An 18,922-nucleotide genomic window follows, 5' to 3' on the forward strand; every position below is an offset into this window, starting at 1 on the left:
ACTGCCCAATGAACGCTGCAAAGGATTCTGCCACTCTGCTACCTGCCAGCACACTGGACCTGCGCCCCCTGCTGCTGGCCAACATGGCCTGTACCATGTCGATGATGGCCTTTGTCGCCCTGATCGGCCCGATCGCCCGCCAGCTCGGCATGGCCACCTGGCAAGCCGGCGCCGCCGTCACCGTGGCGGGGGTGGTCTGGGTACTGTTGGCCCGGCCCTGGGGGCGCGCCGCAGACCGCCTGGGCCGTCGGCGCATCCTGCTGCTGGGCAGCGCCGGCTTTACCCTGGCGTACTGGCTGCTGTGCCTGTTCGTCGAAGGCGCACTGCGCTGGATGCCGGGGGCAACCCTGGCATTTGTCGGGCTGATGGTGGCCCGCGGCTGCATCGGCGCCTTCTATGCCGCCATCCCGGTGGGTTGCAATGCTTTGATCGCCGACCATGTCGAACCGCAGCGCCGGGCCCGGGCCATGGCCTCACTGGGCGCGGCCAACGCTGTCGGCCTGGTGGTAGGCCCCGCATTGGCGGCATTGCTGGCACGCCATAGCCTGAGCCTGCCCTTCCACATCATGTCGTTGTTGCCTGCCGCTGCCTTTCTGGTGCTGCTGTTCGCCCTCAAGCCGCAGGCCCTGCCGCACAGCTACGCGCCCAGCCCGGTGCGGTTGAGCGACCCGCGCCTGCGCCGGCCATTGCTGGTCGCGTTCAGCGCCATGCTCAGCGTGACGGTGTCGCAGATCATTGTCGGTTTCTTCGCCCTCGACCGCCTCAAGCTGGGCCCAGCCGAAGCCGCTCAGACCGCCGGCATCGCCTTGACCACGGTGGGGGTTGCGCTGATCCTGGCGCAGGTGCTGCTGCGCCAGCTGGAATGGCCGCCGCTGAAGATGATCCGGGTAGGTGCCACCGTTTCAGCCTTGGGCTTTGCCTGCGGCGCGCTGGCGACCACGGCAGGGTGGCTGTGGGCATGCTACTTCGTCGCCGCAACCGGCATGGGCTTTGTGTTCCCGGCGTTTTCGGCACTGGCGGCCAATGCCATGCAGGCTTCCGAACAAGGCGCCACCGCCGGCTCCATAGGCGCTGCCCAGGGCATGGGCGCGGTGATCGGGCCACTGGCCGGCACCCTGGTGTATGCCCTCGATCCGCGCTTGCCATTCCTGGCCGTGGCCGCGCTGTTGCTGCTGGTCGGGCTGTGGCCGATGCCGCGCAACCAGGCTGCCTGACAAGCGCAGCGCGCAAGCGTGCAGAGTGTGTTTTAATGCGCCTCGCTCATTATTCTTTACACCTCTGATTACAAGGCGGCTATGGACACGGGGACGCGACTCAAACTGGTGCGTGAACGCAACAACCTCTCCCAACGGGAACTGGCCCGCCGCAGCGGGCTGACCAATTCGACGATCTCGCAGATCGAGCAGAATCGCGTCAGCCCTTCGGTCAGCTCCCTGAAAAAGCTGCTCGAAGGCATTCCCATGAGCCTGGCGGAGTTCTTCAGCTTCGATGAGCCCGTGCGTGAAGAGCGTTTCGTGTTCCGCGGTGGCGAACAGCCAGACCTGGGCCGCAACGGCCTGCGCATGTTGCTGGTTGGCGCCAGTGTCGAAGGCCGGCAGATGCGCATGCTGCGCGAACTGTATGCACCCGGTGCCGACTCGGGCGAGCCGATCGTGCATGCCGAGGGCGAGGAATGCGGCCTGGTGACCCGGGGTACTGTCGAGCTGTGGGTCGATGGCCAGGTCAGCGTGCTCAGCTCGGGCGATGGCTACTACATCCCCACTACCCTGCCGCACAGCTTCAAGAACATTGGCCCGGACGAGGCCGAAATCATCAGCGCCAACACCCCGGCGAACTTCTGACCTTGATCCGCACGGGCTCGTTGAACACCCGGGCTGTGTACCAGTGCCTGCGCGATGCCGCCCTGGGCGTGCATCACCTTGAGGTTGGTGCTCGCCGCGAGGGCGGCCTGGTCGATGTCGTCATCCACGCTTGGCAACTCACCCTGGCCCTGGATGCAGAGGGCCTGGCGCAGTGCGTTCACTGCCTGGCCGCCGACGGCGAGCAGGCCGACCTCGGCGACTGGCACCGCTATGGCAGCAACCCGGTCGACCTGCTAAGCCTGTGGGAGCGCACTCAGCTGGAGAGGCTGCTGGCGCCCTGAGCCAACGCTTGCTCGACAAAGTCCAGACGGTCCTGCCCGAAGAACATCTCGTCGCCAACAAAGCAGGTTGGCGCGCCGAACACCCCGCGTGCCACTGCTGCCTCGGTGGCCTGCCTGAGTGCAACCTTCACTTCATCATCCGCAGCCAGCGCATGAAATACCTGCGGGTCGAAGCCGCCCTGAACAAGCGTTTCGTCCAGCACGCCGATGTCGCTCACATTGCGGCACTGCGCAAACAGCCCATTGAACAGCACGGCGAGCAGCGCCTCGAGGCGCTCCGGGGAACGCATCTGGGTGCCCATCACCCCGCGCATCAGGGTCAAGGTGTTGACCGGGAATCCTGGCGGCAATCCGTAAGCCACCCCATAACGCGCAGCAAAGCGCGACAGGTCGATGAACATGTAGCGCCCCTTGGCCGGTATCAGAGCCGGAGAGGCATTGCCGGTGGCCTGGAACACGCCGCCCAACAGCATCGGCCGGTAGTGCAACGTGGCACCTTGGCGGGCACACAGGCCGGGCAGCTGGGTCCAGGCCAGGTAACTGGCCGGGCTGCCCAGGTCAAAATGGAAATCGACAGTCTTGTGCATGGTTACGGTCCTTGCTGGGTGAAAAGGGGCTTACCAGCGCTCGATCCAGGGGCGCAGGTCCAGCTCGAAGGTCCAGGCGTCGCGCGGCTGGGCATGCAGGAACCAGTAGCTGTCGGCGATGTGCGCCGGGTCGAGGATGCCATCCTGGTCCTTGAGGGCGTAGCGCTCAGGGAAACTGTCACGGATGAAAGCAGTGTCGATGGCCCCGTCCACGACCACGTGCGCAACATGAATGTTCCGCGGCCCCAGTTCGCGCGCCATGCTCTGCGCCAGAGCGCGCAAGGCGTGCTTGGCACCGGCGAACGCGGCAAACCCTGCTGCACCACGGGTGCCTGCGGTGGCACCCGTGAACAGAAGCGTCCCGCGCTCGCGCTGGACCATGCGCCGGGCAACGGCCTGAGCGGTGAGGAAGCCGGCAAAGCAGGCCATTTCCCAGATCTTGAAATATTTACGCGGGGTTTCGTCGAGAATGCTGCAAGGCACATTGGCGCCGATATTGAATACAAACGCCTCGATCGGGCCGATGTCACGCTCGATGGTTTCGACCAGGCTCGCCACATCTTCTTCGTTGCGCGCATCAGAGCCAAAGGCGTGGGCCTGGCCGCCAGCGGCGCGAATTTCCTCCACCAGCGGCTGCAGCTTGTCCGCCTGGCGCCGTGTCACGCAGGCGATGTAGCCCTCACGGGCAAAGCGCTTGGCGATCTCGCCCCCGGTAGCATCACCCGCACCGATCACCAGCACTACTTTTTGTTGTTCTGCCATGCTCACCCCCATTGGTGAATGATCGTTTAGTAAACGAACGCTATGTTAAGATTGCCTTCATCGTCAAGCCTGCCTGCCGAGGCATATGAATGCGCTACTCCAACCAACACAAGCAGCAGACCCGCGAACGCCTGCTGGCCAGCAGCGGCGCGCTGGCCAAAAGCGGGGGTTTTTCCAGCACCGGCGTAGCCGGGTTGATGAAGGCCATTGGCCTGACCGGCGGCGCCTTTTACAACCACTTCCCCTCCAAGGACGACCTGTTCACCGAGGTGGTCAGGCAGGAGCTGTGCAACAGCCCGCTGGCACGCCTGGCCACCCAGGGCGCCAGCCGTGAACGTCTGGGCCGTTGCCTGCAGCAGTACCTGAGCCTGGCCCACCTGCACAACGCCGAAGGTGGCTGCCCACTGCCGCCGCTGGGGGTGGAGATCGCGCGGGCCGAAGTACCCGTGCGCGAAGTGGCCGAGCACTGGTTGGTGCAGCTGCACCAGGCCTGGAGCGCAACGCTGGAGGATGAACAACTGGCCTGGGTGTTGATCAGCCAGTGCGTCGGCGCCTTGCTGATCGGGCGCATGCTGGCGAGCGAAAACGTGCAATCGCAGGTACTGGACGCCAGCCGCGCATATGTCGAAAAGGCCCTGCATGAAGTGGATTAGTGTCGTGCTTGGCGCGCTGATGGCGTTACCCGCACTGGCCGAACAAACCTGTCCGCCAGGGCAGTACCAGGTGTGCCTGATGGGCTGTTTTTGTGCCCCGATCGATCCTGGGCAGGCCGGGCAGGTGCTCAAGGATGTCGAAGCCATGGCCTCGTCCAGCCTCACCTTTGCCTTGCGCCAGGCCCGCGATGAAGCGACGGCCAGCGGCGTGCAGCCGATCCCGTTGCATATACGGGCACAGCTCGAACCCTGGTATGACTTTGCGGTGCTCGACGCGGTGCGTTATCGGGTCGGTGACGAACAGCAGATGAGTGCAGCCAATGTGATGTTGCAAAACCCCGACGTGAATGCCGTGACGTTGATCGACACGATCATCTTCCGCCGCGGCAGCGATGCCGAGGACAATGTGGCCTTATGGGCGCACGAGCTCAAGCATGTGCAGCAGTATCAGGCGCTGGGCGTGGACGAGTTCGCCCGGCGCTACACGCGCAACTACGACGAGCTTGAAGCGCCGGCCTACAAAGTCGAGGCCGAGGTGGCGAAGGCGCTGCGCGAGCGCGGCTCAGGGCAGGCCAGATAAGAATGGGCTGCTGCGGCAGCCCTCCCCCGTCAGGACCGCGCCGACATCTGTTCCGCCCCCTCCTCCCGGCTGGCATACCGCTGCGCCAGTACTGCACAAACCATCAGCTGAATCTGGTGGAACAGCATCAACGGCAGGATCATGGCACCAATGCTACTGCCCACGAACAGCACCTGGGCCATCGGCACACCAGTCGCCAGGCTTTTCTTCGAGCCGGCAAACAGGATGGTAATGCGGTCCTCCAGATCAAAGCCCAGCGCCTTGCCCAGCAGGCGGGTGCCGAACAACACCACCGCCAGCAGGATCCCGCACACGGCAAACAACCCGGCGAGGTGCTGTGGCGATACGGTGTGCCACAGCCCGGTGACCACCGCCTCGCTGAACGCGGTGTAAACCACCAGCAGGATCGACCCTTGGTCGACCACCTTGAGCCAGCGGGCATTGCGCTTGACCCAGGCGCCAATCCAGCGCCGCGCAATCTGCCCGGCCACGAATGGCACCAGCAGCTGCAAGGTGATCTTCAGCACCGCATCCAGACCGGAGCCGGTATCACCGCTGGCGCCCAGCAGCATCACCACCAGCAACGGCGTCAGGAAAATGCCCAGCAAACTGGACGCCGCAGCACTGCAGATGGCCGCCGGCACGTTACCGCGGGCCAGCGAGGTGAAAGCGATGGCTGACTGCACGGTGGCCGGCAAGGCACACAGGTAGAGCACGCCCAGGTAAAGCTCGTTGCCCACCAGCGGCACGAATAGCGGCTTGAAAGCCAGGCCCAGCAGCGGGAACATGACGAAGGTGCAGGAGAACACCAGCAGGTGCAGGCGCCAGTGCCCGGCACCGGCAATGATCGCCTCGCGCGACAGCTTGGCGCCATGCAGGAAGAACAGCAGGCCGATGGCCAGGTTGGTCAGCCAGCCAAAGTACACCGCGCCGTCGCCCGAGCACGGCAGCACCGTGGCAATCAGCACCACCCCGAGCAAGGCCAGGGTGAAATTGTCGAATAACATGCGCAAATACTTCATCACTGCTTCCGTCTTGTCATTGTGCAAGGGCAGACGATAAGGTTTTCGGCTTTGCGCCGCTAACGCCGGAACCCCCACCGGTATCGCTCAACGGACACGTTCCCGTAAAGGACCCGCCCATGCCCCCTCCTCGCCTGGCCGCACTTGCCGCTGCCATCACCCTCACCCTCGGCCAAGCCACTGCCCGGGCCGACGACCAGTTGCAGGCCAAGGTCGACCAGGTCATCCGCCCGCTGATGCAAGCGCAGGGCATCACCGGCATGGCCGTGGCTATCTACGCCCGCGACCATGCGCATTACTTCAGCTATGGCGTGGCCAGCAAGGCCGACAACGTGCCAGTCAGCCGGGACACGCTGTTCGAGATCGGCTCGCTGAGCAAGACCTACACCGCCACCCTTGCCGCGCTGGCCAGTGCCGAGGGCAAGCTGGACCTCGCTGCCCCGGCCAAGCGTTATCACCCGGCACTGGCCGGGGCGCCCATCGGTGATGCCAGCGTGCTGGACCTGGGCGCCTACAGTGCCGACTGCCTGCCCCTGCAATTCCCGGATGCCGTGCAGACGCAACAGCAGGTGGTCGGCTTCTTCCGTCACTGGCAGCCCCGTGCCCAGCCCGGCACCCGGCGCTGCTATTCCAACCCCAGCCTGGGTTTGTTTGGCGACCTTGCTGCCCGCGCGCAGCACCAGGGGTTTTCCACCCTGATGAGCGAAGGCCTGCTGGCGAAAATGGGCCTGGAAAACACCTACCTGGATGTCCCGGCCAGCGCCGAGGGGCTGTATGCCCAAGGCTATGACGCCGCCGACAAACCCGTACGCGTGGGCCCCGGCCCCTACGCCGATGAGGCTTACGGGATCAAGACCAGCGCCAGCGACCTGCTGCGCTATGTGCGCCTGCACATGCAGCCTGAGGGCCTGCCCCCAGCGCTGGCAAAAGCCACCGCCATCACCCAGCAAGGCTACTTCCAGGTGGGGCCGATGACTCAAGGCCTGGGCTGGGAGCGCTACCCCTACCCCGTCACCCTGTCCACCCTCGAAGCGGGCAACAGCGCCCAGATGATTCGCGAACCGCAGGCCACCACGCGGCTGCAACCAGCCCTGCCCGTGCTGCCTGCCGCCTGGTACAACAAGACTGGCGCCACTAACGGTTTCGGTGCCTATGCCGCGTTTGTGCCATCCGAGCAGTTGGCAATCGTATTGCTGGCCAATCGAAATTACCCCAACGAAGCCCGGATACGCGCAGCGTTCGAAATACTCTCAGGGCTGTAGTGCGGGGGGCGATTGTCAGACAAATCGACAGAAATGTAGTGCCAGAAAATATTCACTACAAAATGGTTGACGCCGTTCATCGCGCTTGGGCATGATGAAGCCGTCTCCCTGATCGGGAGCGATGGCAAGGGTGTTCCAGACGGCTTGCGCGGTAACGCAGGCCGTCCGTGGAGAGGGAATCTGTCCAAAAGGCAGCGTGAGAAAGCCCCTGTTGCGATGCTGCTGTAGCAGCCTTGGTAGTGCGCTACATCGTGTTGGCGCCAACTGTGAAAATCACCTAAGAATGGGTAATGGGGGCTTTATGATGAACTTGAACGACAAACCGACAATCGACCAATTGGCCCAACTGTTCGCTGGACGCAAGGACAGCCTTGACGACCACCTGCTGTGGGTCAGCCAAACCGGTGAAGTGCGCCTCGACCGCCTGCCACCGAACACCGTCGAAGCTGAATTCGAAGAGCACCTGCCCAGCATGCGTGCACGCTTCAAGGTCTACCGCCGTGGGATGGGCTACGTCGGCAAGAAGGCAGCCGCCGACACCGAGTTCGTTGGCCGCGTGCTGCAGACCCTGCAACAGGAATGGCCCGCCGCCCGTGAGCAGCAGGCAGTCAAGGTGATCGAACCGCTCAACTGAGGGCTCTCACCTTTATCGAAGCCCGGCCGCACAGGCCGGGCTTTTTCATGCCCGGCGCCGGTGGCGGCGCGGCTCTGGCAAGGGCAAGGCGCCCGTTGCCATCGCCCGGGCGCGATCGACGCCCCATACCATGGCGCGGGTCATCGTCTCGCCTGGCCGTGCAGGGTAGTACTCTTCCAGCAACGCTCGCCCATCCCCGCCATACAACCCGAGGAACAACTGGGTGGCCCCCAGGCGCGAAAGCCGTACCTGCACGTCCAGCGTGGTGCCGTCGCTGAGTACTTCGTCGTGGCTGCGGCTATGCAGCTGGGCGTCGGCCCACTGCCAATAGGTATCTTCCCTGACTCGCATGAGCATTCAATCCTCCGTCGCTGCAATGCCACGCCAGCAAACCACAGCCTTGGCCGTTCGGCGAGCGCTACCCGGCAATACCATGAGGCGGATCAACGAACCGCAACAAAAACCCCGCCATCGGGCGGGGTTGGGCTGGGGCGGGGTCACTTCTTCAACGGCACCCGCGGCATGAAGCGGCCTTTTTTGCTCCGCTGCAGGTGTGCAGGCTGGAGCTGTTCGGAATCATCCAGCGTCATGTGGGCGAACCCCAGGCGAAATGCCGCCTGGCCGCAACGCACTTGGCTGTTGATCGGGAACGCGTCGTTCAGGTCTTCGAAAAAGGATTCGCTCATGCCCTGTGTCCCTCCAGTGGCGGTCGCGCCGGCAACCAGAAAAGTTGCCCAGGTAGACGCGGCCTGTGAAAGTGAGACTAGCTGGTCATTTGCAGACCACCCGGGCAGAACGCCTTGGACCCGACCAGTGGCATAAACGTTCTATTTCAGGCGCACCGCTGTACCCGTGGCAAAAACCACCACCATGCCGCCTTGTACCGACGGCATGCTGATCTCGAAATCCACACCCACTATCGCGTCGGCGTGCAACTGCCGTGCCCGCGCTTTCAACTCTTCGGTAGCCTGCTCGCGGGCCTCGCGCAGCGCGCTTTCCAGGGTTTGCGAGCGGCCGCCGAAAAAGTCGCGAAAGCGTGCAAAGAAATCGCGCACGAAGTTGATGCCCTGCACCGACTCGGAGCTGACTACACCCAGGTATTCGGCAATCGGGCGGCCTTCGAGCTGACTGGTGGTGGAAATGATCATGAGTGCGCTCCGCAAGCCTGGCAAAAGGAGCCGATTCTAACAGAGCGCAGTCCTGCAGATTTGCCTTACGCGCTAGCGGCCCGCAAGCGCTGCCCGATCCGGGCGCCGAAGACGTTGACCAGTAAACCCGCCATCACCAGCAGCGCGCCCCAGCCCTGGGTTGCGGTCAGGCGTTCGCCCAGCAGCAACGCCGACGAGCTCAAGCCAATCACCGGCACCAACAGCGAGAACGGGGCCACCTTGCCTGCCGGGTGGCGCGAGAGCAGCGTGCTCCACAGGCTGTAGCCGAGCATGGTTGCGACAAAGGCCAGGTACGCCAGGGCCAGCAGCGAACTCAAGCTGATATTGGCCAGGGCGTGGCCGATGCGCTCTGGCCCTTCCAGCCACCAGGACAGTGCCAGGAACGGCAGCGGCGGAATCAGCCCGCCCCAGATCACCAGCGCCACCAGGTCGACCGAGCCAAAACGCCGGGTAATGATATTGCCCAACCCCCACATGGCACCGCCACACAGGGTCAGCACCAGCGCCAGCATTGGCACATGGCCGCCATCTTCACTGCCGATCAGTGCCAGGCCACCAGCCGCCACCAGCAGCCCCAGCACGCTGGCCACGCGCAAACGCTCGCCAAGAAACAGGGCAGCGAAGCCAAGGGTGAAGAACGCCTGCGACTGCAAAATCAGCGACGCCAGCCCCGGGGGCATGCCGCTGTACATCGCCTGGAACAGAAAGGCGAACTGGCCCAATGAAATGGTCGCCCCATAGGCGATCAGCCAGCGCCAAGGCAGTTTGGGGCGCTTGACCAGCAAGATAGCCGGGAATGCCACCAGCAAGAACCGCAGCGCGCCCAGCAACATCGGCGGCAAGCCATCGAGGCCCACCTTGATGACCACGAAGTTGACGCCCCAAGCGACAATCACCACCAGGGCGATGAGCAGGTCCTTCAGCGGCATTGCAGCGTTCCTCAGCAGATTTCTTAGACATATTTCGTAACAGCATAAGGCTATTCCATCGCGTCCGACCAGCACAGTTACGCCCAAGGGTTGCGCAACAGTACCACTGTAATCCTCGGTAAACTTCACTTGACCGGACTTGTATAGACATGCTCAGATCAAGCCAAGGTCATTCGCCTTGCGTCCAGCCGATGACCTCCTCGCTTATACAAAAACAATCAAGCGGAGCCACACCATGTCCAGCAAACCCGTGCTCGAACGGCGCTCGATCGACTACATCCCGGAAACTGAACGCCATGGACGCGTGTACAGTCAGTTCACCCTCTGGCTCGGAGCCAACCTGCAAATTACCGCTATCGTGACCGGTGCCCTGGCCGTGGTGCTGGGTGGCGACGTGTTCTGGTCGCTGATCGGCCTGCTGATCGGCCAACTGATCGGTGGTGCAGTCATGGCGCTGCACGCGGCGCAAGGCCCACGCCTTGGGCTGCCGCAGATGATCTCCAGCCGAGTGCAGTTCGGGGTTTATGGCGCCGCCATCCCGATGGTGCTGGTGTGCCTGATGTACATGGGCTTCACCGCTACTGGCACGGTGCTTTCCGGGCAGGCGATCGGCCAGCTGTTAAGTGTCAGCGATAGCACCGGCATCCTTATCTTCGCGGCAGTGATCGTGCTCGCCACCCTGGCCGGGTACCGGGTCATCCACTGGATCGGCCGGATCGCCAGCGTGCTGGGCATCATCGCGTTCGTCTACCTGTTCAGTCGCATCCTCATGCTGGCCGATATCGGGCAGTTGCTGGACAACCGCCATTTCACCTGGGCATCGTTCCTGCTGGCGGTTTCGCTGGCGGCATCCTGGCAGATAGCCTTCGGCCCCTATGTAGCGGACTACTCGCGCTACCTGCCCAGCAGCACTTCACCGGTCAAGACCTTCTTCGCCGCAGGCCTGGGCTCGGTGATCGGGGCCCAGGCATCGATGATCCTCGGTGTGTTCGCGGCGGCCATTGCCGGCGGCGAATTTTCCGGGCGCGAAGTGGCCTACATTGTCGGCCTGGGAGGTGTCGGCACCACTGCCGCGCTGCTGTATTTCTGCATAGCGTTCGGCAAGGTGACCATCTCGACCCTGAACTCCTACGGCAGCTTCATGTGCATCGCAACCATCATCAGCGGCTTGCGCGGCCACCTGACGATCACCCGCAGCCAACGCCTGGTGTTCGTACTGGCCATCGTCGGAGCGGCAACCCTGGTCGCGCTGCTTGGCCAGCATTCGTTTCTGACCGCGTTCAAGTCGTTCATCCTGTTCCTGCTGACTTTCTTCGTGCCCTGGAGCGCCGTCAACCTGGTGGACTACTACTTCATCACCAAGGAGCGCTACGACATCCCTGCCCTCGCCGACCCACAGGGTCGCTACGGTCGCTGGAACTGGCCAGGCATCATCGTGTACACCGTCGGCGTGCTGATCCAGATGCCGTTCATCGACACCAAGCTGTACACCGGGCCGATGGTCGCGCACCTGGGTGGGGTGGATGTGTCCTGGCTGATCGGACTGGTGGTGCCTAGCGTGCTGTACTACCTGGTCGCGCGGCGTCGTGCTGAGCTAGCACCTGCGGCGATGATTGTACCTGGGGTGAATTGATCGGGGTGTGGAGGGCTGGGCGGTGAGTGGCCAGACTGCACTGCACATTGCCTGCCGGCAAGCCTTCCTCGCAAGGAATGCATCAGGCTGACAGGGGCTTGTCACAGCATTTGCAGCGCCTATGAGATCGAGCGCCGCGCTGGCGGCGCTCGATCTCATAGGCGCTGCATGTCTTAAGGCAAGCACCTGTAAGCCCTGATGCAACCTGCCAGACCCTAGCATCCCCCACAGCGACCACTGACCCTACGGCCATCACCTGACTCCGCGCCATTTCGCCGCCGCCTTCGCTCTGCATCGTAGCGTTCTCCTGCCGGTTCCCCCAAAGGCCCGTTTTCCTGTTGCTGTGAGCTCACACCCTCGCTCTGAGACTGAGAAAAAGCCAGCCGCATTCAAGTAAAGAAATGAGTTGATTTTTTACTGCAGCTACACTTTCATAACAGAAAAACAACAACAGATCACCGGAGCCGCCTGCATGCAAACCGCCTTCCCGCACCTGTTCGAGCCGCTGCAGATCCGCGGCAAACGCTTGAAGAACCGGATCATGTCAACCGGCCACGACACCTGCCTTCCCACCGACAACCTGGTCAACGACAAGCTGATCGCCTACCAGCGGGACCGCGCCGCCGGCGGCGTGGGCCTGATCGTGCTGCAGGTCGCCGGGGTGCACGAGAGTGCCCGCTACACCTCGCATGTGCTGATGGCTACCGACGATGCCTGCATCGATGGCTACCGCCAGCTTGCCCAGGCGTGCCATGCGCATGGCACGCTGGTGCTGTCGCAGCTGTTCCACCCGGGGCGGGAAATCATGGAGTCGGCGGATGGCCTGCTGGCAATCGCCTACTCCGCATCGGCCGTGCCCAATGAACGCTTCCGGGTGATGCCGCGTGCACTGGACCAGGCGATGATCGACGAAATCGTCCAGGGCTACGCCAGCGCTGCCCGCCGCCTGCACCAGGCCGGGCTGGACGGCGTCGAGGTGGTGGCCAGCCATGGCTACCTGCCCGCCCAGTTCCTCAACCCACGGGTGAACCTGCGCAGCGACGGCTACAACGGCGAACTGGAAAAACGCCTGAGGTTTCTGCGCGAAGTGCTGGCCGCAGTGCGCGCCGCCACCGACGAGCAGTTCATCATCGGCCTGCGCATCAGTGCCGATGAGCGCGACAGCCAAGGCCTGAGCGAAGATGAATCACTGGCCGCCGCCGTTGCCTTGCAGGGCCAGCTCGACTACCTGCACATCGTCGCCGGTACCTCGGCGTCCTTGGGCGGTGCGGTGCATATCGTTCCACCCATGGCCATCGAGGCGGCGTACCTGGCTCGCGAGGCGGGCACCTTCAAGCAGCAGCTGGACGTGCCACTGTTCGTTACCGGACGCATCAATCAGCCCCAGGAGGCCGAACAGATTCTCGCCCGCGGCCAGGCAGATGTGTGCGGCATGACCCGGGCGCTGATCTGCGACCCGCTGATGCCGAGCAAAACCGAGCACGGTAACGTTGAAAACGTGCGCGCCTGCATCGCCTGCAACCAGGCGTGCATCGGCCACTTCCACCGCGGCCTGGCGATTTCCTGCATCCAACGCCCCGAAACCGGCCGAGAGCTGCAGTACGGCCAAATGACCATCACCCCCTCGCCCAGGCGCATCATGGTCGCCGGCGGCGGGCCCGCCGGCATGAAGGCCGCAGCCGTGGCCGCCGCGCGCGGGCATCAGGTGACCCTGTACGAGGCCGGCCCGCAACTGGGCGGCCAGGTGCTGCTGGCCCAGTTGCTACCGCGGCGTAGCGAGTTTGGCGGCGCCAGCACCAACCTGCAGCGGGAAATGGCGTTGGCGGGGGTGGAGGTGGTGCGCAACACCCGGGTCGATCGCGCCCTGGTCGAGCGTGAGCGCCCTGACCTGGTGATCGCCGCGACCGGCGCCATCCCTTATTGGCCGGCGTTCGAACGCACCGGCGAGTTGCAGGTGGTAGACGCCTGGCAAGTGCTGCGCAACGAAGTGACGCTGGGGCGCTCGGTGCTGGTGATCGATTGGCGCTGCGACTGGATAGGCCCCGGCATCGCCGAGCGCCTGGTGCGCGATGGGCATCAGGTGCAACTGGCCGTCAACGGTACGCATTGCGGCGAGAACCTGCCGCTGTACGTACGTGACCAGCTCGCCGGCGAACTGCACCGCCTGGGGATCTCCATCACGCCTTATGCCCGGCTGTATGGTAGCGACGACAGCACGGTGTACCTGCAACACACCGCCAGCGGCGAACCGATGATCTTCGAAGGCATCGATACCCTGGTGCTATGCATGGGCCATCAGCCGGAGGACCGCCTGGCCACGGAACTGGCCGGCCTGGTGGAGGTGCGGCGCATTGGCGACTGCCTGGCGCCGCGCACCGCCGAGGAAGCGATTCACGATGGCCTGACGGTTGCCTGGGCGCTCTGAGGCTGTACATACTGGGGCTTTTACGATGGACCGACGTGCATGAGCCAACTCCCCCAGCCCCCCGCCAGCGAAGCCGGGGCCGTCGCCCCACAATTCCTGGGCACCCGCATCCGCGGCCTGCGCAAGCGCCGCGGCATGACACTGCAGGAGTTGGCCACGCAAAGTGAACTGACCGCAGGCTACATCAGCCAGCTGGAGCGCAACCTCTCGTACCCGTCGATCCCGGCACTGTTCAACATCGCCCGCAGCCTGGGCGTGACCATCCAGTGGTTCTTCGCCAGCGAAGCCACCACAGCCCCTGAGGATCAAGGCTACGTGGTGCGTCGCAACAGCCGCCTCAGCGTGCATTACGAAGATGGCATCGTCGACCAGTTGCTCACGCCCCAGCCCAACCGCCAGCTGGAAATCCTGCACTCACGCTTCCCCCCGGGCACCTATAGCCAGCAGAGCTACAGCCACGACGGCGAAGAGGCCGGCTATGTGCTCAGTGGGTGCTTCGAGCTGTGGGTGGGCGAGCGGCATTTCCAGCTAGCCGAAGGTGACAGTTTCAGCTTCTCGAGCCAGGAACCGCATCGCTACGGCAACCCCGGTGAGAAGGATGCGGTGGTGATCTGGGTGATCACACCGCCAACCTTCTGAAGCTCGCCGCCAAGCCCGCGCGGGGGCGGCCTGTCGAGAAGGCTCAGGCCGCAACAAACAGCTCATTGGCAATTTGCGCCTGGGCGGCATCGATCGCCTGGCTGCGCTGCTCCGGGCCATAGGCCAGGCCATGGGCACGGACGATTTCCAGGTCGGTCACACCGATAAAGCCCAGGAACACCTTGAGGAAGTCCTCATGCCCGGCGCCCGTCGGCTGGCCAGCGTGCAGGCCGCCAGCGGTCGATACCAGCACCACTTTCTTGTTGCCGCACAGCCCTTCCGGGCCGCTTTCGGTGTAGCGGAAAGTCTTGCCGGCGACGGCCACGCGGTCGATCCAGGCCTTGAGCTGGGTCGGCACGGTGAAGTTGTACATCGGCGCACCAATCACCACGGCGTCGGCAGCCAGGAACTCTTCCAGGGTTTCCGCGCTCAGCCTGGCTTCGAAAGCCTGCGCTGCATCACGCATATCTTCTGGCGTACCAGCAGCAACCAGCGTAGCAGCGGAAAAATGGGCGATGGCATCTGCGGCCAGGTCGCGATACACCACTTCAACGCTGGGGTCAGCGGCTTGCCAGGCTTCGACCACTTCGCGGCTCAGCTGGCGGGAGGCGGAATTGTCGCCCAGGATGCTCGAATCGATGTGCAACAGTTTCATGGGACTCTCCTGTATATGAAGACCGCAGTGCTGGGCGATCACGATGGGGAGAATCCTACCTGGGTGCCCAATAGCTGATAAGTCACTAAAAATGCGTTAGTTTGTCCCACAGGTAGAACAGTGAGACATGCCCATGCAAGACCTCAACGACCTTTTCTATTTCGCCCGCGTGGTCGAAGCCGGCGGTTTCGCTGCTGCCGGTCGCCAGCTGGGCATCCCCAAGTCGCGCCTGTCGCGGCGTATCGCCGAGCTTGAGGAGCGCCTCGGCACCCGCCTGCTGCAACGCACTACGCGTCAGTTGAAGCTTACCGCGGTGGGTGAGCGTTACCTGCATCATTGCCAGGCCATGCTGCTGGAGGCCGAAGCCGCCGATGAAGCCGTGGCCAGCATGAGCAGCGAACCGCGCGGGCGGCTGCGGGTATCCTGCCCGGTGGCCCTGGCCCACGCCTTTCTGCCGGATGTCATCAGCCGCTTTCTCGAACAGTACCCGCTGGTGCAGCTGGACATGGTGCTGCTCAACCGCCGGGTCGATCTGATTTCCGAAGGCATCGACGTGGCCCTGCGGGTGCGCGACCTGGGCGATGAAGACCCGGCCCTGGTCACCCGCCGGCTGTGCCAGGCGCAGATGCAGCTAGTGGCCGCGCCCGGGTTTGCCGACCATATCCGTATACCGGATCAGTTGGCGTCGATGCCGGTGCTGGGGGCCGCCGAAGCAGACCGACTGGTACACTTTCGCCTGTTCGGGCCCCATGGCAAACAGCAGGAAATTGCCTTGGAACCAAGGCTGGCCATTGATGATTTCGTAGTACGTAATGCTGCTGTACGGGCTGGTCTGGGGTTCACCGCACTGCCCAGCATGTTTTGCGAAGAAGAACTGAAACGCGGCGAGCTGGTGCGCCTGCTGCCAGACTGGTCACTGCCCGGTGGCTACCTGCAGGCGGTGTACCCGCACCGGCGCGGGTTATTGCCGGCGGTACGCGTGTGGATCGATCACCTGGCGGCGTCATTCGAGGCCTGTGGAGAGCGCTATGTCTGAACAGAAGATCAGCGAAGCCGACGTGGCGGCGTTTTGCCTGGGGCTGCCGGGGGCGCGGGAAGACTACAAATGGGGTGGCATGCGGGTGTTCTCGGTGGCGGGCAACAAGATGTTTGCGGTGCTCGACCTGGCGGGTGCCGGGTTGTCGTTCAAGGTGGCGGACGAGCTGTTTCTTGGCTACTGCGACCGCCCGGGATTGCGGCCTGCGCCCTATCTGGCGCGGGCGCGGTGGATCAGCATGGCCCCGCCCTACCCCATGGGCCGCGAGGAATTGTGTGATCTTTTGCAGCGCTCGCACCAGCTGGTAGTGCGGCGACTGCCCAAGCAGTTGCAGGTGGGGTTGTTGATGTAGAGGGCCTATGCCGGCCTATTCGCGGGTAAATCCCCTCCTGCAAACTGCGGTGATCCCTTGGAGCGGGTTTACCCGCGAAAGCGCCGGCACAGCCCACATCAACCAAAAGGCAGATACCGCCCGCCGAGAAACAGCCAGTCTGCCCAGATCACCTGGTGCAGCCCCACGATTCCCCAGAACACCAGCTGGTACGACACCTTGCGTGTCTTGTGCCTGAACAGCTGCTGCGCCAACAGCGCCCCCGGCCAGCCGCCCAACAGCTCACTGGCATGCAGCACCTTCTCGGGGGTGCGCCAAGCCTGCGAACGCGCCTGTTGCTTGTCCTGCCAATACAGCAACAGGCTGATCAGGCTCATTGCCGGGTACAGCGCCAACGGCCACCAGGCCTGGTCGCTCCAGGCCATTTGCGCCGCCCCCAGGCCCGGCAACAGGCACAGCACGCCAAACAGCAGCAGTTTCAGGCGCACATTGCGCACGCCATCCAGCCGTTCCCCGCGCAGCGCCTCAGCCATGTGCCGTGGCCCAGTCAACCCAGCCAAACTGCCAGGTGGCCAGAATCAGCAGGCCAAACAAGATGCGATACCAGGCAAACGCCGCATAGCTGTGGTTGGCGATGAACTTGAGCAACGCACGCACCGCGATCATGGCAAAGATGAACGAGGTCACGAAGCCGATAGCAAACACCGGCAAATCGGCAGGCTGGAACAGATCACGGTACTTGTACCCCGAGTACACTGCGGCACCCACCATGGTCGGCATCGCCAGGAAAAACGAAAACTCTGTTGCCGCCTTGCGCGACAGGCCGAACAGCAGGCCGCCGATAATGGTCGAGCCGGAGCGCGAAGTGCCCGGGATCATCGCCAGGCACTGAACGAAGCCGATCTTCAGCGCATGGCTCCAGTTCATGTCGTCCACGTGATCGACCTCCACGCGGTGTTGACGGCGCTCGGCCCAGAGCATGATCACCCCGCCCACCACCAGCGCTGCCGCCACGGTAATCGGGTTGAACAGGTATTCGTGAATCAGGTCGGCGAACAACACACCCAGTACCACTGCCGGCATGAATGCCAGCAACAGGTTACCGGTAAACCGACGCGCCGTGGGCTGGCTGGTCAGGCCGAAGACCACATCGAGAATCTTGCCGCGAAACTCCCACACCACCGCCAGGATTGCCGCCAGCTGAATGATGATGTTGAAAGCCATGGCCCGTTCGCCGCCAAAACCGATCAGGTCGGCGACGATGATCTGGTGACCGGTACTGGAAATGGGCAGAAACTCCGTCAGCCCCTCCACCACGCCCAAGATGATTGCCTGGAAGGCAGTCCAAAAATCCATCATTCCCCCGATGGAGCGCTGCTCGCTGCAGGCCCCTTGTTCTTGATTTACTTGTGATTGCCGCACGCGGCCTGGCTGTTTTACAGCGACTGTTGGGCGCAACGCCAGTGGAAAAGTTCACGCCTGTTAAAGGTTTCATCTAGCCCGGCCGAAATGCTAGCAGAGCACCTTTGCAATGGCTTTACCCGGCCCGCCGCAGATGGCTACAAAGATAGCACTTAGCCATTAGTCGGGTGTGGTTCGCCAGCAAAGCATGCTTGGATGCGTCTGAATAAAAAGAACAACGCAGGAGCGCCCGAATGAACACTCTGAGGTCGATGTCGATCAGCCGCCGCTTGTGGCTGATCCTTTTGTTGGCGGTGGCCATGCTGGTGCTGCTGGGCCTGCTGATGCTGCGCCAGATCCACGGTGACCTGTACCAGGCCAAGGCCGAAAAGACCCGCCATGTGGTGCAGACCGCAGCCGGTGTACTGGCCTATTACCAAGGCCTGGAGGCCGCCGGCACACTCAGCCGCGACGCAGCCCAGCAACAGGCATTGCAGGTGGTGCGCGCGCTGCGCTACGACCACGACGACTACTTCTGGATCAATGACCTGGGGCCAAAGATGATCATGCATCCGGCCAACCCCAAGCTCGACGGCCAGGACCTGTCGGCCATCCGCGACCCGGACGGCTTCGCCGTATTCAATGAAATGGTCGCTCTGGCCCGCCAGCAGGACGCCGGCCCGGTCAACTATCGCTGGCCCAAGCCTGGCGCCAGCGAGCCGGTGGCCAAGACCTCTTATATACAGCTGTTCAAACCGTGGGGCTGGATTATCGGCTCGGGCGTGTACATCGATGACGTGCAGGCCGAATTCGCCCGCCAGCTGCGCGATGCGTCGCTGGCAGGGCTCGGCATCGCGCTGCTGATGGCGCTACTGGTCATGGTGATTGCCCGCAGCATTGCACGCCCCCTGCAGGAAGCCGTGCAGGCCATGGGCAACATCGCCAGCGGTGAAAGCGACCTGACCCGGCGCCTGGACACCCACGGCCGCGACGAAATCACCCACCTGGGCGAGCACTTCAACCGTTTCAACGGCAAGCTGCAAGGCGTGGTCGGCCAGCTG

22 protein-coding genes and 1 pseudogene are annotated in these 18,922 nt (G+C 63.5%); 13 read left to right on the top strand and 10 right to left on the bottom strand.

Annotated features, from left to right (window positions below; all coding sequences use genetic code 11):
• Positions 1-8: 8 nt before the first annotated feature.
• The 3 genes from AC5O5I_RS15545 (at position 9) to AC5O5I_RS15555 (ending at position 2,143) form a co-directional block, all read left to right on the top strand.
• Complete coding sequence (locus AC5O5I_RS15545; RefSeq protein ID WP_494511096.1) at positions 9-1,214, top strand: MFS transporter; 1,206 nt, start codon at positions 9-11, stop codon at positions 1,212-1,214.
• A gap of 81 nt (positions 1,215-1,295) precedes the next feature.
• Positions 1,296-1,841, top strand: a complete 546-nt coding sequence (locus tag AC5O5I_RS15550) for a cupin domain-containing protein (RefSeq protein ID WP_016500000.1) — start codon at positions 1,296-1,298, stop codon at positions 1,839-1,841.
• A gap of 2 nt (positions 1,842-1,843) precedes the next feature.
• Positions 1,844-2,143: a DUF7693 family protein gene (locus AC5O5I_RS15555; protein ID WP_494511097.1), complete on the top strand. Its 300-nt coding sequence runs from the start codon at positions 1,844-1,846 to the stop codon at positions 2,141-2,143.
• Here AC5O5I_RS15555 and AC5O5I_RS15560 read toward each other — a convergent pair.
• The gene (locus tag AC5O5I_RS15560; protein WP_494511098.1) at positions 2,116-2,730 is read right to left on the bottom strand and encodes a 2-hydroxychromene-2-carboxylate isomerase; all 615 of its coding nucleotides are present in this window, start codon (positions 2,728-2,730) and stop codon (positions 2,116-2,118) included. The two genes, AC5O5I_RS15555 and AC5O5I_RS15560, sit on opposite strands and share 28 nt — an antisense overlap.
• A gap of 30 nt (positions 2,731-2,760) precedes the next feature.
• Positions 2,761-3,492, bottom strand: coding sequence for an SDR family oxidoreductase (locus AC5O5I_RS15565; RefSeq protein WP_172229853.1), 732 nt, complete (start codon positions 3,490-3,492; stop codon positions 2,761-2,763).
• A gap of 89 nt (positions 3,493-3,581) precedes the next feature.
• Between AC5O5I_RS15565 and AC5O5I_RS15570 the strand changes: the two genes are divergently transcribed.
• Both AC5O5I_RS15570 and AC5O5I_RS15575 read left to right on the top strand, forming a co-directional pair.
• A complete protein-coding gene (locus tag AC5O5I_RS15570) occupies positions 3,582-4,145 on the top strand; it encodes a TetR/AcrR family transcriptional regulator (RefSeq protein ID WP_172286424.1) in 564 nt (187 codons plus the stop codon).
• Positions 4,132-4,725, top strand: a complete 594-nt coding sequence (locus tag AC5O5I_RS15575; RefSeq protein ID WP_172229859.1) for an eCIS core domain-containing protein — start codon at positions 4,132-4,134, stop codon at positions 4,723-4,725. The genes AC5O5I_RS15570 and AC5O5I_RS15575 overlap by 14 nt, the downstream gene beginning before the upstream one ends.
• Positions 4,726-4,754: 29 nt before the next feature.
• On the opposite strand, the gene AC5O5I_RS15580 is transcribed toward AC5O5I_RS15575, so the two are convergent.
• A complete protein-coding gene (locus AC5O5I_RS15580; protein WP_494511099.1) occupies positions 4,755-5,747 on the bottom strand; it encodes a bile acid:sodium symporter family protein in 993 nt (330 codons plus the stop codon).
• Positions 5,748-5,866: 119 nt separating this feature from the next.
• Between AC5O5I_RS15580 and ampC the strand changes: the two genes are divergently transcribed.
• Positions 5,867-7,009, top strand: coding sequence for a class C beta-lactamase (ampC, locus tag AC5O5I_RS15585; RefSeq protein ID WP_494511100.1), 1,143 nt, complete (start codon positions 5,867-5,869; stop codon positions 7,007-7,009).
• Between the two features lie 301 nt (positions 7,010-7,310).
• Positions 7,311-7,643, top strand: a complete 333-nt coding sequence (locus AC5O5I_RS15590; RefSeq protein WP_172229867.1) for a hypothetical protein — start codon at positions 7,311-7,313, stop codon at positions 7,641-7,643.
• Positions 7,644-7,688: 45 nt separating this feature from the next.
• Here AC5O5I_RS15590 and AC5O5I_RS15595 read toward each other — a convergent pair whose 3' ends face one another.
• From AC5O5I_RS15595 to AC5O5I_RS15610, 4 genes are all read right to left on the bottom strand, one after another.
• Positions 7,689-8,000: a hypothetical protein gene (locus tag AC5O5I_RS15595; protein WP_172229870.1), complete on the bottom strand. Its 312-nt coding sequence runs from the start codon at positions 7,998-8,000 to the stop codon at positions 7,689-7,691.
• Between the two features lie 140 nt (positions 8,001-8,140).
• Positions 8,141-8,329, bottom strand: a complete 189-nt coding sequence (locus AC5O5I_RS15600; protein WP_003253897.1) for a hypothetical protein — start codon at positions 8,327-8,329, stop codon at positions 8,141-8,143.
• Positions 8,330-8,470: 141 nt separating this feature from the next.
• Positions 8,471-8,791, bottom strand: a complete 321-nt coding sequence (locus tag AC5O5I_RS15605; RefSeq protein WP_172233427.1) for a YbjQ family protein — start codon at positions 8,789-8,791, stop codon at positions 8,471-8,473.
• A gap of 65 nt (positions 8,792-8,856) precedes the next feature.
• Positions 8,857-9,741: an EamA family transporter gene (locus tag AC5O5I_RS15610; protein WP_172233430.1), complete on the bottom strand. Its 885-nt coding sequence runs from the start codon at positions 9,739-9,741 to the stop codon at positions 8,857-8,859.
• A 235-nt stretch (positions 9,742-9,976) separates the two neighbouring features.
• On the opposite strand from AC5O5I_RS15610, the gene AC5O5I_RS15615 reads away from it, so the two are divergent.
• The 3 genes from AC5O5I_RS15615 (at position 9,977) to AC5O5I_RS15625 (ending at position 14,438) form a co-directional block, all read left to right on the top strand.
• Positions 9,977-11,374, top strand: a complete 1,398-nt coding sequence (locus tag AC5O5I_RS15615; protein WP_172222775.1) for a purine-cytosine permease family protein — start codon at positions 9,977-9,979, stop codon at positions 11,372-11,374.
• A 472-nt stretch (positions 11,375-11,846) separates the two neighbouring features.
• Positions 11,847-13,799, top strand: coding sequence for an oxidoreductase (locus AC5O5I_RS15620; RefSeq protein ID WP_494511101.1), 1,953 nt, complete (start codon positions 11,847-11,849; stop codon positions 13,797-13,799).
• Between the two features lie 39 nt (positions 13,800-13,838).
• Positions 13,839-14,438 carry a helix-turn-helix domain-containing protein gene (locus tag AC5O5I_RS15625; protein ID WP_172222783.1) on the top strand — a complete coding sequence of 200 codons (600 nt, stop codon included), beginning with the start codon at positions 13,839-13,841 and terminating at the stop codon, positions 14,436-14,438.
• Positions 14,439-14,481: 43 nt separating this feature from the next.
• On the opposite strand, the gene AC5O5I_RS15630 is transcribed toward AC5O5I_RS15625, so the two are convergent.
• The gene (locus tag AC5O5I_RS15630; RefSeq protein WP_172222788.1) at positions 14,482-15,093 is read right to left on the bottom strand and encodes an FMN-dependent NADH-azoreductase; all 612 of its coding nucleotides are present in this window, start codon (positions 15,091-15,093) and stop codon (positions 14,482-14,484) included.
• 133 nt (positions 15,094-15,226) lie between these two features.
• Between AC5O5I_RS15630 and AC5O5I_RS15635 the strand changes: the two genes are divergently transcribed.
• Entirely contained in the window at positions 15,227-16,129 is a 903-nt protein-coding gene (locus AC5O5I_RS15635; protein WP_172222883.1) for a LysR substrate-binding domain-containing protein, read from the top strand.
• Positions 16,122-16,481 (top strand): MmcQ/YjbR family DNA-binding protein, encoded by a 360-nt coding sequence (locus tag AC5O5I_RS15640; RefSeq protein ID WP_494511102.1) that lies wholly within the window; start codon positions 16,122-16,124, stop codon positions 16,479-16,481. Before AC5O5I_RS15635 ends, AC5O5I_RS15640 begins: the two co-directional genes overlap by 8 nt.
• Positions 16,482-16,579: 98 nt before the next feature.
• Here the strand turns inward: AC5O5I_RS15640 and AC5O5I_RS15645 are convergent, their stop codons facing one another.
• On the bottom strand, positions 16,580-16,993 hold the full coding sequence (locus AC5O5I_RS15645; RefSeq protein ID WP_172287587.1) for a DUF1294 domain-containing protein: 414 nt from the start codon (positions 16,991-16,993) through the stop codon (positions 16,580-16,582).
• A complete protein-coding gene (locus AC5O5I_RS15650; protein ID WP_172222801.1) occupies positions 16,986-17,816 on the bottom strand; it encodes an undecaprenyl-diphosphate phosphatase in 831 nt (276 codons plus the stop codon). Before AC5O5I_RS15650 ends, AC5O5I_RS15645 begins: the two co-directional genes overlap by 8 nt.
• A gap of 389 nt (positions 17,817-18,205) precedes the next feature.
• Between AC5O5I_RS15650 and mcpP the strand changes: the two are divergent.
• Positions 18,206-18,877, top strand: a pseudogene (gene mcpP, locus AC5O5I_RS15655) (methyl-accepting chemotaxis protein McpP); the annotation flags it as partial.
• Positions 18,878-18,922: the final 45 nt, after the last annotated feature.

Source organism: Pseudomonas sp. 9_2_1 (genome assembly GCF_059295275.1).

What these genes read in the sequence shown, in the direction of transcription:
- AC5O5I_RS15545 (WP_494511096.1), top strand. Translation starts at nt 9, where the DNA reads ATGAACGCTGCAAAGGATTCTGCCACTCTGCTACCTGCCAGCACACTG.
- AC5O5I_RS15550 (WP_016500000.1), top strand. Translation starts at nt 1,296, where the DNA reads ATGGACACGGGGACGCGACTCAAACTGGTGCGTGAACGCAACAACCTC.
- AC5O5I_RS15560 (WP_494511098.1), bottom strand. Translation starts at nt 2,730, where the DNA reads ATGCACAAGACTGTCGATTTCCATTTTGACCTGGGCAGCCCGGCCAGT.
- AC5O5I_RS15565 (WP_172229853.1), bottom strand. Translation starts at nt 3,492, where the DNA reads ATGGCAGAACAACAAAAAGTAGTGCTGGTGATCGGTGCGGGTGATGCT.
- AC5O5I_RS15570 (WP_172286424.1), top strand. Translation starts at nt 3,582, where the DNA reads ATGCGCTACTCCAACCAACACAAGCAGCAGACCCGCGAACGCCTGCTG.
- AC5O5I_RS15575 (WP_172229859.1), top strand. Translation starts at nt 4,132, where the DNA reads ATGAAGTGGATTAGTGTCGTGCTTGGCGCGCTGATGGCGTTACCCGCA.
- AC5O5I_RS15580 (WP_494511099.1), bottom strand. Translation starts at nt 5,747, where the DNA reads ATGAAGTATTTGCGCATGTTATTCGACAATTTCACCCTGGCCTTGCTC.
- ampC (WP_494511100.1), top strand. Translation starts at nt 5,867, where the DNA reads ATGCCCCCTCCTCGCCTGGCCGCACTTGCCGCTGCCATCACCCTCACC.
- AC5O5I_RS15590 (WP_172229867.1), top strand. Translation starts at nt 7,311, where the DNA reads ATGATGAACTTGAACGACAAACCGACAATCGACCAATTGGCCCAACTG.
- AC5O5I_RS15595 (WP_172229870.1), bottom strand. Translation starts at nt 8,000, where the DNA reads ATGCTCATGCGAGTCAGGGAAGATACCTATTGGCAGTGGGCCGACGCC.
- AC5O5I_RS15600 (WP_003253897.1), bottom strand. Translation starts at nt 8,329, where the DNA reads ATGAGCGAATCCTTTTTCGAAGACCTGAACGACGCGTTCCCGATCAAC.
- AC5O5I_RS15605 (WP_172233427.1), bottom strand. Translation starts at nt 8,791, where the DNA reads ATGATCATTTCCACCACCAGTCAGCTCGAAGGCCGCCCGATTGCCGAA.
- AC5O5I_RS15610 (WP_172233430.1), bottom strand. Translation starts at nt 9,741, where the DNA reads ATGCCGCTGAAGGACCTGCTCATCGCCCTGGTGGTGATTGTCGCTTGG.
- AC5O5I_RS15615 (WP_172222775.1), top strand. Translation starts at nt 9,977, where the DNA reads ATGTCCAGCAAACCCGTGCTCGAACGGCGCTCGATCGACTACATCCCG.
- AC5O5I_RS15620 (WP_494511101.1), top strand. Translation starts at nt 11,847, where the DNA reads ATGCAAACCGCCTTCCCGCACCTGTTCGAGCCGCTGCAGATCCGCGGC.
- AC5O5I_RS15625 (WP_172222783.1), top strand. Translation starts at nt 13,839, where the DNA reads ATGAGCCAACTCCCCCAGCCCCCCGCCAGCGAAGCCGGGGCCGTCGCC.
- AC5O5I_RS15630 (WP_172222788.1), bottom strand. Translation starts at nt 15,093, where the DNA reads ATGAAACTGTTGCACATCGATTCGAGCATCCTGGGCGACAATTCCGCC.
- AC5O5I_RS15635 (WP_172222883.1), top strand. Translation starts at nt 15,227, where the DNA reads ATGCAAGACCTCAACGACCTTTTCTATTTCGCCCGCGTGGTCGAAGCC.
- AC5O5I_RS15640 (WP_494511102.1), top strand. Translation starts at nt 16,122, where the DNA reads ATGTCTGAACAGAAGATCAGCGAAGCCGACGTGGCGGCGTTTTGCCTG.
- AC5O5I_RS15645 (WP_172287587.1), bottom strand. Translation starts at nt 16,993, where the DNA reads ATGGCTGAGGCGCTGCGCGGGGAACGGCTGGATGGCGTGCGCAATGTG.
- AC5O5I_RS15650 (WP_172222801.1), bottom strand. Translation starts at nt 17,816, where the DNA reads ATGGATTTTTGGACTGCCTTCCAGGCAATCATCTTGGGCGTGGTGGAG.